Raw genomic sequence first — 14,738 nt, 5'->3', positions numbered from 1 at the left:
GCGCCGCAATCCGGGACAAACAACAGGAAAATTATTCGATACCTTTACTGCGCAGATAATCTTCGTAGTTACCGGTGAAGTCCACAACGCGCTCCGGCGTAATTTCAATCACCCGGGTCGCCAGCGAGCTAACAAACTCACGGTCGTGGGAAACGAAAATCAGGGTGCCCTGATACATCTCCAGCGCCATGTTAAGCGATTCGATCGATTCCATATCCAGGTGGTTGGTCGGTTCGTCCATCACCAGGATATTCGGTTTCTGCATCATCAGCTTACCGAACAGCATGCGGCCTTTTTCGCCACCGGAGAGTACTTTCGCCGGCTTCTTGATATCGTCCTGGCTGAACAGCAGGCGACCGAGGATGCTACGCACCGCCTGCTCGTCATCGCTTTCCTGCTTCCACTGGCTCATCCACTCAAATACCGTCAGATCGTTTTCAAATTCATACTCATGATCCTGCGCGTAGTAGCCGATCTGCGCGTTCTCAGACCACTTAACGGTACCGTTGTCCGGCGCCAGATCGCCGACCAGGGTTTTCAGCATCGTCGATTTACCCACGCCGTTGGCGCCCAGAATGGCAATCTTCTCGCCCACTTCCAGCAGCAGGTTAAAGTTTTTGAACAGCGGGCCGTTATCAAAACCTTTTGCCAGCGCTTCCACTTCGAGGGCATTACGGAACAGTTTCTTGTCCTGCTCAAAGCGGATGAACGGGTTCTGACGGCTGGACGCTTTCACTTCATCCAGCTTAATTTTATCAATCTGACGGGCGCGCGAGGTCGCCTGGCGAGATTTGGAGGCGTTAGCGCTAAAGCGGCTAACAAAAGATTGCAGGTCGGCAATCTGCGCTTTCTTCTTGGCGTTATCCGCCAGCAGACGTTCGCGCGCCTGGGTCGCTGCGGTCATATATTCATCGTAGTTGCCAGGATAAACGCGCAGCTCACCGTAATCCAGATCCGCCATATGGGTACACACCATGTTCAGGAAGTGACGGTCGTGCGAGATGATGATCATGGTGCTGTCACGCTCGTTGAGCGTCTGCTCAAGCCAGCGAATGGTATCGATGTCCAGGTTGTTCGTCGGTTCATCGAGCAGCAGGATATCCGGATTGGAGAACAGCGCCTGTGCCAGTAGAACGCGCAGCTTCCAGCCGGGAGCGACTTCGCTCATCGGGCCATAATGCTGTTCTACCGGGATACCCACGCCGAGCAGCAGCTCGCCGGCGCGGGCTTCAGCGGAATAACCGTCCATCTCGCCGTACAGAACTTCAAGATCGGCTACCTTGTAGCCGTCTTCTTCGCTCATCTCCGCCAGCGAGTAAATGCGGTCGCGCTCCTGCTTCACTTCCCACAGCTCGCCGTGGCCCATAATGACCGTATCCAGCACGCTAAACTCTTCAAACGCAAACTGATCCTGACGCAGCTTACCGATACGCTCGTTTGGGTCGAGGGAGACATTGCCCAGCGTCGGCTCAAGATCGCCGCCGAGGATCTTCATAAAGGTGGATTTGCCGCTACCGTTGGCGCCAATCAGGCCGTAACGGTTGCCGCCGCCAAATTTGACGGAAATGTTTTCGAACAGCGGCTTACTGCCGAACTGCATGGTCACGTTGCTGGATACTAGCACGGGGTTATCCTGAAAAAAGAGAATGAGAAGTGTGATGAACCAGACATTATGCCAGCAAATGCTCCACTTTTCACGGGCCGTTATAAAATCATCAATGACGCCCGTGTCAGAGTCATGTCATATTGCGCGGTTATACCCGTCATTCTACAAATTGCCTGTGCGAGGGAGGATTCTTTCACCTGCCGCAGACGTTGTTCTAAACGGTTAACCGTTTTGTCCCGTAACGGGAACTATTTTGGGTATACACTGCTAACTGCGTAATTTTTTACCTTAATCTGGAAGGAACCTATGACCACAATCTCTCGTCATCCGGCTTTTTTATCGCTGCAGGGCGGTATCAACTTTCGCGATCTGGGCGGCCAGCGTACCGCCGACGGTCGCCGCGTGCGTTCGGGGAAATTATTCCGTTCCGGCTCGCTGCATATGATGACGACCGATGACTTAACCCATCTGGACTCAATTCCGCTTAGCCGGGTAATTGATTATCGCGACCCGGGAGAGGTGAGTCGCAGCCCCGATAAGCTGAACAAAACGGCTCACTACCTCAACGCCCCTGCGAACCCGCACGTTCGCGACGTCAACGCTAAAGTGACCGAGCTCAACGCCGACACGTTAAATGACCTGAACGGCGAGCAGTTTATGCTGGAGCTCTATCGCCAGCTGCCGTTCAATAACGCCGCCTATCGCCAGCTCGCCGGTTGGCTGATGGAGCCTTTCGACGGCGCGCTGCTGCAGCACTGCGCGGTGGGCAAAGACCGCACCGGCGTAGGTTGCGCTTTAACGCTCTTCGCCCTCGGCTGCGATCGCCAGACGGTGATGGAAGAGTATCTGCTCACCCAGGGCATGCTGACTCAGGTCGAAGATTTTATGCTCGCCTCGCTCGGCGATAAGCTGACCGCCCGCGGCCGGCAGAACCTGGCGGAAATAATGACGGTTCATGAATCTTATCTTGCGGCTGCGCTTTCCGGGATCGAGGAGCGTTACGCCAGCGTCGATGCCTGGCTGGAAAAAGAGTATCGGCTTACGCCACAGGCGCGAGAAGCGCTGCAGTCGCGGCTTCTGGAGGGGTGATTCCCTCCCGTTTTCAGGCCGCAAAGCCAGCGCTGACGGGCTACACTCACAGTAGCAGGAAAAAAATGTGATTTCGTACACATCTCATTTACCTGTTTGCCGGAAAGCACATATAATGCGCTCCCATCGACTTCCTGTTTAAACTGACAAAGGCTTGTGTGGCATTAACCTCGCCCACGACATAAAGATTATGAAATTATCAACTCTCTTCGCGGCAGCCTTCGCCATCGTGGGCTTTTGCAACACAGCATCTGCTGTAACCTACCCTCTGCCGACCGACGGCAGCCGTCTGATTGGTCAGAATCAGGTGATCACTATTCCGGAAGGCAACAAGCAGCCGCTGGAATATTTTGCCGCCGAATATCAGATGGGTTTATCCAACATGCTGGAAGCCAACCCGGGCGTGGACACCTTCCTGCCGAAGGGCGGTACGGTGCTGAACATCCCACAGCAGCTGATCCTGCCGGACACCGTGCATGAAGGTATCGTCATCAACAGCGCGGAGATGCGCCTCTACTACTATCCGAAGGGCACTAACACCGTCATCGTGTTGCCTATCGGTATCGGTCAGCTAGGTAAAGACACGCCAATCAACTGGGTCACCAAAGTTGAGCGTAAAAAAGCCGGTCCGACCTGGACCCCGACGGCCAAAATGCATGCCGAATACCGCGCGGCCGGCGAACCGCTGCCTGCGGTGGTTCCTGCCGGTCCTGATAACCCGATGGGCCTGTACGCGCTGTATATCGGCCGCCTGTACGCCATTCACGGTACTAACGCCAACTTCGGTATCGGCCTGCGCGTCAGCCACGGCTGCGTACGTCTGCGTAACGACGATATTAAATTCCTGTTTGAAAACGTGCCGGTCGGCACCCGCGTTGAATTTATCGATGAGCCAGTGAAAGCGACGACTGAGCCAGACGGCAGCCGCTACATTGAAGTTCACAACCCGCTCTCTACTACAGAAGCACAGTTCCAGGGCGACGAAATCGTACCGATTACGCTGACCAAATCAGTGCAGAGCGTGTCCAGCCAGGCTGACGTAGACCAGAGCGTCCTCGATCAGGCGATTCAGAACCGTTCCGGTATGCCGGTGCGTCTGAACTAAACGCGTTTAACGCACGGTGGCGGGCCCGGTGCCCGCCATTTTTTTATCCGTTATTAACCAGAATTATTCCGCCGTGATCGTAACGATAGTGGCAATGGGCATACTCCAGCGGCGTCCCGTCTTCCAGATAGATAACTTGTTCGACTTCCAGCACCGGATCGCTCGCCTCGCAGTTAAGGTGTTCCCTGTCCAGTTCCTGCGGCTTCAGCGCCCGCACCACGCGATACGAGCCCATCATTTTTAACCCCAGCGTCTCCTGCACGTAACGAAACACCGAGCTTTCAAGATGTGCTTTATTCAGACCGGGTACCAGCGCAACGGGCATTACGGTGAGATCCAGCGACACGGGCTCATCGTTAAGCAGCCGCAGGCGGACGAAATCATAGACCGGAGCGTCGGCATCAATCAGCAGCGAGCTTTGCTCTTTTTCCGTCGGGAACCGCAGCTCGAAGCGAATCACCCGGCTGGTGACTTCTCCTAAATGTTCCCAGGTTTTCGTCGCGCCAAAATAGTCGCTGCCGGGCAGTTCCCATTGTGAAAGCTGGAGGAAGTTTTTACGTACAAACGTTCCCTGACCCTTGCGGGTGTAGATAAGACCTTCGACAATCAGCTGGCGCATCGCCTGCTGGATGGTCATCCTGCTGGTATTGAATTCCGCCGCGAACGCAAACTGGTCGGGTAACGGCTCGCTGGCGGGATACTGGCGGCTGATAATACGTTTTTTGATTTCCCGCGCGATACTCAGATATTTGGCCGTCATTACCCGATCCTTTTACTTTGCTGATAGTAGCTGGCGGGCAGAATATACCATCTGCCCGCCCGCGATTCCGCTACATCTCTTCACCGTTACTGCGAATGGCCCGCTTCAGCCAGGCATAGCTTTTCTTCGGCACGCGCTTGAGGTCCTTCAGATCGTGGTTTTCGCGATTCACGTAAACAACCCCGTAGCGTTTGCGCATATCGCCCTGAGAACTGAGAATATCGATTAACCCCCAGCCCAGATAGCCAATTACCTGCGCGCCATCCTCAAACATCGCCTCTTTCATCGCGTTGATATGGTCGCGATGATAGGCGATGCGGTAGTCGTCGGCCACCTGGTTTACGCCGTCCCAGGACTCAATCACCCCAATACCGTTTTCAATCGGAAATACCGGCAGACGCCAGTCGTTGTAGTAGCGGGTAATAATGGTGCGAAAGCCCAGCGGATCGATCTGCCAGCCCCATTCGGTGGCCTCCAGGTATTGATTCTTTTTATCGCCAAACTGCATGTAGTAGTTGACCGGCGTGTCCGGCGGGATCGGGTCGCTATCAAGGGCCTTGCTGGCGTAGTAGCTAAAGGCCAGGTAGTCGATTTTTACCTTCGCCATCAGCGTCAGGTCTTCTTCGCGGTAGATATCCTCCAGGCCTTCGCGGGCGACCACGTGCATGACCTCAGGGCTGTAGCCCTCCCCGGCAAAGGCGCGCAGCAGGTTCTGGTTTAAGAACTCATCGAGCTGCTGGGCGCAAAGGATATCGCGCGGTTTGCAGGTCGCCGGATAGACCAGCGCATGGGCCAGCATACCGCCCATCAGGCACTGCGGTTTAGTCTGGTGCAGATAGTGCGTGAGGTGAACGTGGGCCATCATCACGTGATGCTGGATCTGATACAGCTCGCGCAGGGTCTTCTCGCCGCGCATATAGCCTGAAATCAGAAACGCGTCCGGCATATGGTAAAGATTCTGTTCATTAAAGGTCAGCCACCACTTCACCTTGCTGCCAAAGCAGTCGATCATCTTCTGCCCGTAACGAATAAAGGCTTCCATCACCCGACGGTCGGTAAAACCGTTGTAGCGCTCAGCCAGCGACAGCGGCATATCGAAGTGATACAGGCAGATCATCGGCTCAATGCCGCGGGCAATTAGCTCGTCGATAAACCGGTGATAAAAGGCAATTCCTTCTTCGTTGAACTCACCGTCACCTTGCGGGCAAACGCGGCTCCACGCAATCTGGAAGCGGTAGCAGTTCATGCCTAAATCCTGCATCAGATCGAAATCCTCCCGATAGCGATGGTAGGAATCCGTCGCCACCTTCCAGTCGGAAGCAAATTCCGCAGGCTGGCGGATATCATAGACCGACATCCCTTTTCCACCCTCATTCCACGCCCCTTCAGTTTGCATACTGGAAACTGAATTACCCCATAAAAAATCTGCCGGTAATGTTCTGTTCATCGCTTGCACCTATGACTAGTCATATTTATTTCATGACTAGTCATATAAACGAAATCGCTTTCTCAGGCAAAGCCAGGGATCGTTTTTTGTGAGCGAAACGGATAAAAAAAAGCCGGATCGCAAAATTTGCGATCCGGCCGATATGGAGGGTAATTACTGCTGTGCGAGCTGATTACGCCGATATTCACCCTGGCGCTCCTGCATCCAGCCCGGATACTCTCGCGGCAGCGCGCTGACCGCATCAAGCCGCTCCAGCTCGGCGTCGCTCAAAACAATAGTGGTTGCCGCAAGATTATCGGCGAGCTGCTCGGCGCGCCTGGCGCCTATAATCACGCTGCTTACCGCCGGCTGATGCAGCAGCCAGGCCAGCGCGATTTGCGCCACCGAAACGCCTTTGGCGTCGGCAATTTCTCGCATCACATCGATGCAGTCAAAAGCCCGCTCTTTGTTCACCGGAGGGAAATCAAACTCCAGACGACGGCCGCCGCTTGCCGACTGCCCATCACGATCGTACTTACCGCTGAGCAATCCTCCCGCCAGCGGGCTCCAGACCATCAGCCCCAGCCCTTCGCTTTGCATCATCGGCACCAGCTCGCGCTCCAGATCGCGTCCGGCAATGGTGTAGTAAGCCTGTAATGAAGCAAAGCGCGCCAGACCCAGGCGCTCAGAGATTCCCAGCGCTTTGACAATCTGCCAGGCCGCCCAGTTCGACACGCCGATATAGCGAACGTGACCGTGCTGCACCAGATTATCCAGCGCATACAGCGTCTCTTCGATAGGGGTTGCCGGATCGAAGCCATGGAGTTGGTAGAGATCGATATGATCGAGCTGCAGGCGACGCAGGTTCTCTTTTACGCCACCGATAATGTGATAGCGTGAACTACCGCGTGAGTTAACGCCCGCGGTGCCGGTCTCGCCAAACACTTTGGTCGCCACCACCACGTTTTCCCGCGGTACTTTCAGATTCTTCAGCGCCTGGCCGGTAATCTCTTCCGAGCGTCCTTCTGAATAGACGTCAGCGGTGTCGATGAAGTTGATGCCCGCATCCAGCGCGCTGCCCACCAGCCGTTCAGCCTCCGCCTGGCGCAGTTGCCCCACTTTGCCCCACATACCGCCTTCCCCGCCGAAGGTCATGGTGCCCAGGCACAGCTCAGAGACGAAAAGGCCGGTATGGCCCAGTTTTTGATAACGCATAGGACTCTCCTTCATTCAGGGTAATTCACTGCCGTGAATAAAGTTATACCCCGGAAAAGGAGAACGCGAATGTGGCGTTTCTGTCCGTTTCTTGCCCAATTCTCTGAAAATCAGAGCTGCAGCAATCCGTAACCTACCAGCGCCGCCCACAGCAGCATCGGAATGGAGTAGAGATGGAAACGCCACCAGATACGGCGATCGCCAGCCATGCGCAGCGCTATCAGATTTGCCAAAGACCCTGGCAGCAGGCCGAACCCGCCAACGTTAACCGCCCAGGCCAGCAGCACCGATGGCGGTACATAGTTGAGCAGCAAAATCGTCGCCGGGACGTTGCTGATAAACTGCGACAGACCAATGGTCGTCAGCCATAATCCTCCCGCCGGGAGCTGGCCGACACCGTTGAGCGCATGCTGCAGAACCGGCAGCTGGGTCAGCAGATGAACATCAACAAACATCACCATAAATACCAGCAGCAGCGTCCAGTCGACGTTAATGATCACCGCCCGCGCGAGCAGCAGGAAACCCAACGCGATCAGCGCCAGTCCCCATAGCTCCTGCTTTAGCTCCAGGGCGGTCAAAAATACTATATAGAAGGCCAGGCAGCTCCAGACCAGCTTTGGCCGCCACGATGGCGCCTTGTCGCTGCTCTGATAGTTAAGATGCTTCGCGGGGAAACAGAACCAGCACAGCGCCAGCAGAGTCATCATCATCGCCGCCGCCAGCGGCAGCATCTGGCCGATAAAGGCCGGGAATGAAAGGCCGGAACGTCCCCACAGCAGAATATTTTGCGGGTTACCTATGGGGGTTAACAACGATCCGGCATTCACCGCCAGCGCTTCGAAAATGATCAAGCGGCTGGTCGGTATCGCGCACCATTTTTTCAGCGTCAGCGTAAGCGGCACAACAATAAACAGCGCCACGTCGTTGGTTAAGAAGGTCGAAAGCAGCGCGGCCGCCAGCACCATAAATATGGCCAGCTGGCGCTCGGTGACGAAGCGGCGCGCCATTTTACGGCCTAATACGTCAAAATAGCCGCTAAGTTCAATACCTTTGGTCAGTAGCATCAGCCCGCTGAGGGTGATGATCGTATGCCAGTCGATCGCGTGGAGCCAGCCTGTGGGGGCAAACGGTACAAAGAAGCTTAAAACAACGCCAACAATCAGTAGCAAATGTAAAAAGCGGTCGCGGATTAGCGACTGAACAAAGACGAGGTTCATTCTCCCTGGGACCCTTGCCTGAGAGTGAACTGTTTAAACATCGCCAGCGTCTCTTCGCTGACGTGGTGCTCCATGCCTTCGGCATCGCGACGGGCAATCTCCGGACTGACGCCAATCACCAGCAAAAAGTTCTCGACAATCTGGTGGCGTTCGCGGCTTTCATGCGCCAGCTTCTCACCTTCTGGGGTCAAAAAGATCCCCCGCCATGGGATCTGCTCGATCAGCCCGACGCTGGCCAGTCGTTTTAACATTTTCGCAACGGTGGGCTGCGACACGCCAAGACGCGCGGCCATATCTACCTGACGGGCTTCACCCACTTCCATAATCAGATCGGAAATCAGCTCCACGTAGTCATCAATCAGCTCCCGACGATGCGCCTCGCGCACCTGACGAAACCCCTCCACGTGTTCTTCGACATTCACTAGCTGCGTCACTTTTTTTGTTATTGGCTTACCTGCGCGACGGTTCATTGTGCTTCCTCATTCCTGTGACGCATCAAGCATCATATAAAAGGACCCCCATTGTAATGGATCGCGCACGGAGAACAAAAATTTAACGTTTTAGCCATAGCTATAAAATATAGCCTGTGCTATATCTGTATGTAATACACACATCCTTCAAGGAGTGAAGGACGAAGTTACAGGAGGACGTTATGAATGAATTCAAGAGGTGCTTAAACGTGTTTACCCATTCTCCTTTTAAAGTTCGGTTAATGCTTGTAGGTATGCTGTGCGATCTGATAAACGGCAAACCGCAGCAGGATAAACCTAAAAACTAATGCGGCGTCGCGGTACGCCGCTTCATTTTTCTGTCACACTTTCCCGCCAAACTGGCTGATTACCCGGCGCTCCAGCAGGTTTTTTCAAGTTTTGTAAGCTTTCTCCCAAAACAATCTGTTATGGGTAGTTGACCTTAACATTTGCAAGCCCTATCTTTTGTCAGCCCTGCCACTACTGCGGCTCGCAGAGACCCTCTTCACGCACTGTCCAGCAGGTTTTACCCCTTGATGCCAGGGGACGCACATGGCTCTTTTTGATTTTTTACTATGAATGTCACGCTAAAAGAAACGCTGGTCACCCGCAGACCGGTCCTGAACCCATGGACAGGATTCTACTTTTTACAATCGCTGTTTATTAACCTGGCGCTGGGCTACGACTTTAGCCTGCTTTATACCGTTGCTTTTACCTGCGTGCTGCATCTGCTCTGGCGGAGCTTTCCACGCGCGCAAAAAGCGGTGGTCGGCGTCTACTCGCTGCTGGCGGCCATGTACTACCCTTTTGGCCAGGCCTACGGCGCACCGAACTTCAACACGCTGCTGGCGTTACACGCCACTAATATAGAAGAGTCCACCGAGATCCTGACGATCTTCCCGTGGTACAACTATCTGCTGGCCATCTTTATCTTTGCGCTCGGAGTAATTGCCGTGCGCCGCAGGCCGGAACCCTCTGCACGCTGGGGGAAATTAGATACCCTGGGGCTGGTTTTTTGCATCGGTATTTTTTTCCTGCAACCGATACAAAACCTTGCCTGGGGCGGCGTCTTTAAGGTTATCGACACCGGCTATCCGGCAGTACGCTTTATTAAAGATGTCGTCGTCAATAACAATGAAGTGCTGGATGAGCAGGCGCGGATGACGCAGCTGGCCAATATGAAAGACAGCTGGCACGTGCTGGCGGTTAAGCCCAAATATCATCTGTATGTGGTGGTGATCGGAGAGAGCGCGCGTCGCGACGCGCTTGGCGCCTTCGGTGGCCACTGGGACAACACACCGTTCACCAGTTCGGTAAACGGCTATCTGTTCAATGACTACGTCGCCGCCAGCGGCTCAACGCAGAAATCTCTCGGTTTGACCCTTAACCGCGTGGTCGACGATAAACCGCAGTTCCAGGATAACTTTGTTACTCTCGCTAATCGCGCCGGCTTCCAGACCTGGTGGTTCTCGAATCAGGGGCAAATTGGTGAATACGATACGGCGATTGCGAGTATCGCCAAACGCGCGGACGAAGTTCAGTTCCTCAAGAACGGCGATTTCGAGGCCAATAAAAATACTCAGGATGAGCAGCTATTAACGCTGACCGCTCAGGTGCTCGCCACCCGGAGAACCCAGCCGCAGCTGATCGTTCTGCATTTGATGGGCTCTCATCCGCAGGCCTGCGACCGCACCAAAGGCAAATACGCCGTTTTCGTGCAGTCGAAAGAGACCTCCTGCTATCTCTACACCATGACGCAAACCGATACGCTGCTGAGCAATCTTTATACTCAGCTACAAAATTCGGGGGAAACCTTCTCGATGACCTATTTTTCCGATCACGGTCTGGCCTTTAAGGAACGCGGGAAAGAGGTGCAGTATCTGGCGCACGACGATAAGTATCAGCAGAATTTCCAGGTGCCGTTTATGGTGATCTCCAGCGATGATAAAGCGCATAAGGTCATTAAAGCGCGGCGTTCCGCCAATGACTTCCTCAGCTTCTTTGCGCAGTGGACCGGGATCAGCGCCCGGGAGATAACCCCGCGCTATCGCTTTATCTCAGAACAGAAGGCCGGCCCCATCTACATCACCAACTTCCAGCTGAAGAAAGTCGACTATACCCATCTGGGCACCGACGCGTTCACCGTCAATTAAATTCGCCGTACGAAATCGCAGGCAAAAAAAATCCGCCCCATGAGGCGGATTTTTTATATCACCGAAGTGATTAGAAGCGGTAACCTACGCCAGCAATCCAGGTGCCAACGTCAACGTTACGGATGCGGGACTGCTCGTAGGAGAAGTCGAGGGCAACGTTTTCAATCGGGTTGAACTGCAGACCAGCACCGTAAGAGAAACCGTAGTCGCTCATATCGGTTTTGTTCGGGTAGCTGTTGTTCTGGAATTTACCGTAGCCAACGCCCACAACGCCGTAGATGCTTGCCCAGTCATTCAGACGGTAAGCCGGACCTGCGGTGATGCCGTAGTACTGGCCTTTCTTGTAAACGCCATCTTCGCTACGATCTTTTTCAGTGTAGGTGAAAGAACCGATAACACCCAGCGGGTTGTTGTCTTGCTCGTAACGATACTTCAGGTTGAAACCGCCTGCTTTGTTGGCCTGACCCTGCATGTCGCTCTGAGCGTAACCACCGGTAACGGTAGAAGTTGCAGCGAAAGCAGTGGTACCTACGGATGCAGCCAGAACAACGGCCAGTGCTGAAAAACGTGCAATTTTATTCATAACCACCTCAAATGTGTTTCTAATAAGTCCTAAGTCTTAAATATAACAAAAACTTTTGCGAAACTCTTTTCACTTTACATTGTCTAACGTACTTTTTCATGTAACCAAAAGTTTCTACGTTCCTATAACAATCTGGAAAACAAAACTTTTTTACGGATATACACCTATTAAGGCTCATAAAGCATAAGATGTGCATCCAGATTAATCCTAATTAACTGGTGAATTAATCTTCACATACCCTTCTATTGTACTAGCTGTAAGAACCTTTTTTTCAACATTAGCTCAACCGCCATGGGGTAATTCCATTACACTGGGGGTTTTACCCCGTTTGACAAAAACTGACAGGAGAAAGGATGCCCGGCTCGTCCCGTAAAGTACCGGCGTGGTTGCCGATACTGGTTATTATCATTGCCATGATTTCCATCCAGAGTGGCGCTTCGCTGGCCAAATCACTGTTCCCGCTCGTCGGTGCACCGGGCGTTACCGCCCTGCGTCTGGCTCTTGGAACCTTGATCCTGGTGGTTATCTTCAAACCCTGGCGCCTGCGCTTTGCTGCGGAACAGCGCCTGCCGCTGCTGCTATACGGCCTGTCGCTGGGTGCAATGAACTACCTGTTCTATTTATCCATTCAACGAATTCCGCTAGGTGTCGCAGTGGCGCTGGAGTTTACCGGACCGCTGGCGGTCGCCCTCTTTGGCTCTCGTCGCCCTCTTGATTTTGTCTGGGTGGTACTGGCGGTGCTCGGACTATGGTTCCTGCTGCCGTTGGGGCAAAGCGTTTCGCAGGTCGATCCTGTGGGCGCTCTGCTGGCGCTCGGTGCGGGAGCCTGCTGGGCGGTATATATTCTGACCGGTCAGCGCGCCGGAGAAGAGCATGGGCCGGCAACGGTCGCGATGGGGTCACTTATCGCGGCGGTGGTTTTCGTGCCAATGGGGATGATTCAGGCCAGCGATACGCTATTTCAGTGGGGCCTATTGTTACCTGGCCTGGGAATCGCCATTTTATCGACCGCACTCCCCTACTCTCTGGAGATGGTAGCCCTGACCCGTATGCCCAGCAAGACGTTTGGCACTTTGATGAGCATGGAGCCAGCTCTCGCCGCACTCTCGGGAATGGTATTTCTTGGCGAAACGCTCACCGCAATCCAATTGCTGGCGCTGGGAGCCATCATACTTGCCTCAATGGGCTCCACGCTGACCATGCGCCGGGAAACTAAAATACAGAAGGTCGAGATCAATTAGGCAAAGGGGTCCTGGTTGGGAGTCGATCAATCAGGACCTTTGATTTATATAGCATTTCTCTCATCAAACAGCCCTGCGCTATCAGACCGATAGAGACTACCTCCGCTGCAAAGCTCAAATCCGTTGCTATACTTAATTCCGCAAGTTATTGGGATGAGTCGCTCCGAATAATTCAAATTTGAAGTATGACGAGTACAAATATCAAGAGGATATGACACGATGAGTACCGCAAAACTGGTTAAAACTAAAGCAACGAATCTGCTCTACACCCGTAACGACGTCGCTGACAGCGCCAAAAAAGCGACCGTTGAGCTGCTGAATCGCCAGGTGATCCAGTTCATTGACCTGTCTCTGATTACCAAGCAGGCTCACTGGAATATGCGCGGTGCAAACTTTATTGCCGTTCATGAGATGCTGGACGGTTTCCGCACCGCGCTCGTCGACCACCTTGATACGATGGCTGAACGTGCCGTACAGCTTGGCGGCGTGGCGCTGGGTACGACTCAGGTCATCAACAGCAAAAGCCCGCTGAAAAGCTACCCGCTGGATATCCACAGCGTCCAGGACCATCTGAAAGAGCTGGCTGACCGTTATGCCATCGTCGCAAATGATGTGCGTAAAGCCATCGACGAAGCGAAAGACGAAGATACCGCTGATATCTTCACCGCCGCTTCCCGCGACCTGGACAAATTCCTGTGGTTTATCGAAGCTAATATCGAGTAACGTCAACTGCCGTCAGCTACGCTGGCGGCTTTTTTATGTTTTCCTCCATCACCCGCCGCGCACCACATTAGTGCATATGAATGTTCAAAATACGCGCTAAAGTAAAACAATTGTAATAATCACCTCACACAATCGTTACAACGAGATTGTTTTAACATCAGGATTTGCGTTAAAAATGCTCTTGTTATGCGATGTTGTTATGACGCACCAAAACCGAGCGCCACGTCGGAGCGTTTAACATGATCCGTTCTCAACATCGTGCAAAAGGAATTATCCCGGTTGTTATAAAACAACAGGTTGTAAAACTGGCATGGATTTTTCATAAGGCAACTCGTTCTCGCCGGGGATCGCCCCGTGGATATAAAAGGAAATGCTATGAAGTCTGTTTTTAAAGTTTCACTGGCTGCACTGACCCTGGCTTTTGCGGTTTCTTCTCACGCCGCTGATAAAAAACTGGTTGTTGCGACCGATACGGCGTTTGTTCCGTTTGAATTTAAACAGGGCGATCGGTATGTCGGCTTCGACGTTGATCTGTGGGCTGCCATCGCGAAAGAGCTGAAGCTTGATTACACCCTGAAGCCAATGGATTTCAGCGGTATTATTCCAGCCCTGCAAACTAAAAATATCGATCTCGCCCTGGCCGGGATCACCATTACGGACGAGCGTAAAAAAGCGATCGATTTTTCTGATGGCTACTACAAGAGCGGTCTGCTGGTGATGGTCAATGCCAATAATAACGATATTAAAGATGTTAAAGACCTGAACGGTAAAGTGGTGGCGGTTAAGAGCGGTACCGGTTCCGTTGATTACGCGAAAGCCAATATCAAAACCAAAGATCTGCGTCAGTTCCCGAACATCGATAATGCCTATATGGAACTGGGTACCGGACGTGCCGACGCGGTTCTGCACGATACGCCGAATATCCTTTATTTCATCAAAACGGCGGGCAACGGTAAGTTCAAAGCAGTCGGCGAGTCGCTGGAAGCGCAAAACTACGGTATCGCGTTCCCGAAAGGCAGCGACGAGCTGCGCGAAAAAGTGAACGGCGCGCTGAAGACTCTGCGGGAAAACGGAACTTATAACGAAATTTATAAAAAATGGTTCGGTACTGAACCAAAATAATAATGAGCGTTTTCTCTTCCAGGCCTGC

General features: G+C 53.2%; 14 protein-coding genes. 7 read left to right on the top strand and 7 right to left on the bottom strand.

The annotated features are described in order from the left end of the window. Positions 1–31: 31 nt before the first annotated feature. Positions 32–1,624 (bottom strand): ABC-F family ATPase, encoded by a 1,593-nt coding sequence (locus tag GJ746_RS08650; protein ID WP_154679825.1) that lies wholly within the window; start codon positions 1,622–1,624, stop codon positions 32–34. Between the two features lie 288 nt (positions 1,625–1,912). Between GJ746_RS08650 and GJ746_RS08645 the strand changes: the two genes are divergently transcribed. Further along, positions 1,913–2,695 carry a tyrosine-protein phosphatase gene (locus GJ746_RS08645; protein WP_154679824.1) on the top strand — a complete coding sequence of 261 codons (783 nt, stop codon included), beginning with the start codon at positions 1,913–1,915 and terminating at the stop codon, positions 2,693–2,695. Between the two features lie 190 nt (positions 2,696–2,885). Next, entirely contained in the window at positions 2,886–3,800 is a 915-nt protein-coding gene (gene ldtB, locus GJ746_RS08640) for a L,D-transpeptidase (RefSeq protein WP_154679823.1), read from the top strand. Between the two features lie 43 nt (positions 3,801–3,843). On the opposite strand, the gene GJ746_RS08635 is transcribed toward ldtB, so the two are convergent. From GJ746_RS08635 to mntR, 5 genes are all read right to left on the bottom strand, one after another. Then, positions 3,844–4,560: a GntR family transcriptional regulator gene (locus GJ746_RS08635; protein ID WP_154679822.1), complete on the bottom strand. Its 717-nt coding sequence runs from the start codon at positions 4,558–4,560 to the stop codon at positions 3,844–3,846. A 70-nt stretch (positions 4,561–4,630) separates the two neighbouring features. Next, complete coding sequence (locus GJ746_RS08630; RefSeq protein WP_154679821.1) at positions 4,631–6,007, bottom strand: glycoside hydrolase family 1 protein; 1,377 nt, start codon at positions 6,005–6,007, stop codon at positions 4,631–4,633. Between the two features lie 153 nt (positions 6,008–6,160). Next, entirely contained in the window at positions 6,161–7,201 is a 1,041-nt protein-coding gene (locus GJ746_RS08625) for an aldo/keto reductase (RefSeq protein WP_154679820.1), read from the bottom strand. Between the two features lie 110 nt (positions 7,202–7,311). Next, a complete protein-coding gene (locus GJ746_RS08620) occupies positions 7,312–8,418 on the bottom strand; it encodes an anion transporter (protein WP_154679819.1) in 1,107 nt (368 codons plus the stop codon). Next, positions 8,415–8,888 carry a manganese-binding transcriptional regulator MntR gene (gene mntR, locus GJ746_RS08615; RefSeq protein ID WP_154679818.1) on the bottom strand — a complete coding sequence of 158 codons (474 nt, stop codon included), beginning with the start codon at positions 8,886–8,888 and terminating at the stop codon, positions 8,415–8,417. The genes GJ746_RS08620 and mntR overlap by 4 nt, the downstream gene beginning before the upstream one ends. 182 nt (positions 8,889–9,070) lie before the next feature. Between mntR and mntS the strand changes: the two genes are divergently transcribed. After that, a complete protein-coding gene (mntS, locus tag GJ746_RS08610; RefSeq protein WP_110275355.1) occupies positions 9,071–9,196 on the top strand; it encodes a manganase accumulation protein MntS in 126 nt (41 codons plus the stop codon). Positions 9,197–9,463: 267 nt separating this feature from the next. Then, positions 9,464–11,041: a phosphoethanolamine transferase gene (locus tag GJ746_RS08605; protein ID WP_154679817.1), complete on the top strand. Its 1,578-nt coding sequence runs from the start codon at positions 9,464–9,466 to the stop codon at positions 11,039–11,041. A gap of 70 nt (positions 11,042–11,111) precedes the next feature. On the opposite strand, the gene ompX is transcribed toward GJ746_RS08605, so the two are convergent. Further along, on the bottom strand, positions 11,112–11,624 hold the full coding sequence (gene ompX, locus GJ746_RS08600) for an outer membrane protein OmpX (RefSeq protein ID WP_154679816.1): 513 nt from the start codon (positions 11,622–11,624) through the stop codon (positions 11,112–11,114). Between the two features lie 353 nt (positions 11,625–11,977). On the opposite strand from ompX, the gene rhtA reads away from it, so the two are divergent. From rhtA to glnH, 3 genes are all read left to right on the top strand, one after another. Next, the gene (gene rhtA / locus GJ746_RS08595; RefSeq protein ID WP_154679815.1) at positions 11,978–12,865 is read left to right on the top strand and encodes a threonine/homoserine exporter RhtA; all 888 of its coding nucleotides are present in this window, start codon (positions 11,978–11,980) and stop codon (positions 12,863–12,865) included. Positions 12,866–13,084: 219 nt separating this feature from the next. After that, positions 13,085–13,588, top strand: a complete 504-nt coding sequence (gene dps, locus GJ746_RS08590) for a DNA starvation/stationary phase protection protein Dps (RefSeq protein WP_004130751.1) — start codon at positions 13,085–13,087, stop codon at positions 13,586–13,588. A gap of 375 nt (positions 13,589–13,963) precedes the next feature. Then, positions 13,964–14,710 (top strand): glutamine ABC transporter substrate-binding protein GlnH, encoded by a 747-nt coding sequence (glnH, locus tag GJ746_RS08585; RefSeq protein ID WP_154679814.1) that lies wholly within the window; start codon positions 13,964–13,966, stop codon positions 14,708–14,710. Positions 14,711–14,738 lie beyond the last annotated feature (28 nt).

The sequence above is a fragment of the Klebsiella oxytoca genome (assembly GCF_009707385.1).
Taxonomy (GTDB): domain Bacteria; phylum Pseudomonadota; class Gammaproteobacteria; order Enterobacterales; family Enterobacteriaceae; genus Klebsiella; species Klebsiella oxytoca_C.
The sequence above is the reverse complement of the archived record's forward strand: the minus strand, read 5'-3'. Positions and strand labels throughout refer to the sequence as shown.

What these genes read in the sequence shown, in the direction of transcription:
- rhtA (WP_154679815.1), top strand. Translation starts at nt 11,978, where the DNA reads ATGCCCGGCTCGTCCCGTAAAGTACCGGCGTGGTTGCCGATACTGGTT.
- mntS (WP_110275355.1), top strand. Translation starts at nt 9,071, where the DNA reads ATGAATGAATTCAAGAGGTGCTTAAACGTGTTTACCCATTCTCCTTTT.
- ldtB (WP_154679823.1), top strand. Translation starts at nt 2,886, where the DNA reads ATGAAATTATCAACTCTCTTCGCGGCAGCCTTCGCCATCGTGGGCTTT.
- GJ746_RS08625 (WP_154679820.1), bottom strand. Translation starts at nt 7,201, where the DNA reads ATGCGTTATCAAAAACTGGGCCATACCGGCCTTTTCGTCTCTGAGCTG.
- GJ746_RS08645 (WP_154679824.1), top strand. Translation starts at nt 1,913, where the DNA reads ATGACCACAATCTCTCGTCATCCGGCTTTTTTATCGCTGCAGGGCGGT.
- GJ746_RS08635 (WP_154679822.1), bottom strand. Translation starts at nt 4,560, where the DNA reads ATGACGGCCAAATATCTGAGTATCGCGCGGGAAATCAAAAAACGTATT.
- GJ746_RS08605 (WP_154679817.1), top strand. Translation starts at nt 9,464, where the DNA reads ATGAATGTCACGCTAAAAGAAACGCTGGTCACCCGCAGACCGGTCCTG.
- glnH (WP_154679814.1), top strand. Translation starts at nt 13,964, where the DNA reads ATGAAGTCTGTTTTTAAAGTTTCACTGGCTGCACTGACCCTGGCTTTT.
- GJ746_RS08630 (WP_154679821.1), bottom strand. Translation starts at nt 6,007, where the DNA reads ATGAACAGAACATTACCGGCAGATTTTTTATGGGGTAATTCAGTTTCC.
- GJ746_RS08620 (WP_154679819.1), bottom strand. Translation starts at nt 8,418, where the DNA reads ATGAACCTCGTCTTTGTTCAGTCGCTAATCCGCGACCGCTTTTTACAT.
- dps (WP_004130751.1), top strand. Translation starts at nt 13,085, where the DNA reads ATGAGTACCGCAAAACTGGTTAAAACTAAAGCAACGAATCTGCTCTAC.
- ompX (WP_154679816.1), bottom strand. Translation starts at nt 11,624, where the DNA reads ATGAATAAAATTGCACGTTTTTCAGCACTGGCCGTTGTTCTGGCTGCA.
- mntR (WP_154679818.1), bottom strand. Translation starts at nt 8,888, where the DNA reads ATGAACCGTCGCGCAGGTAAGCCAATAACAAAAAAAGTGACGCAGCTA.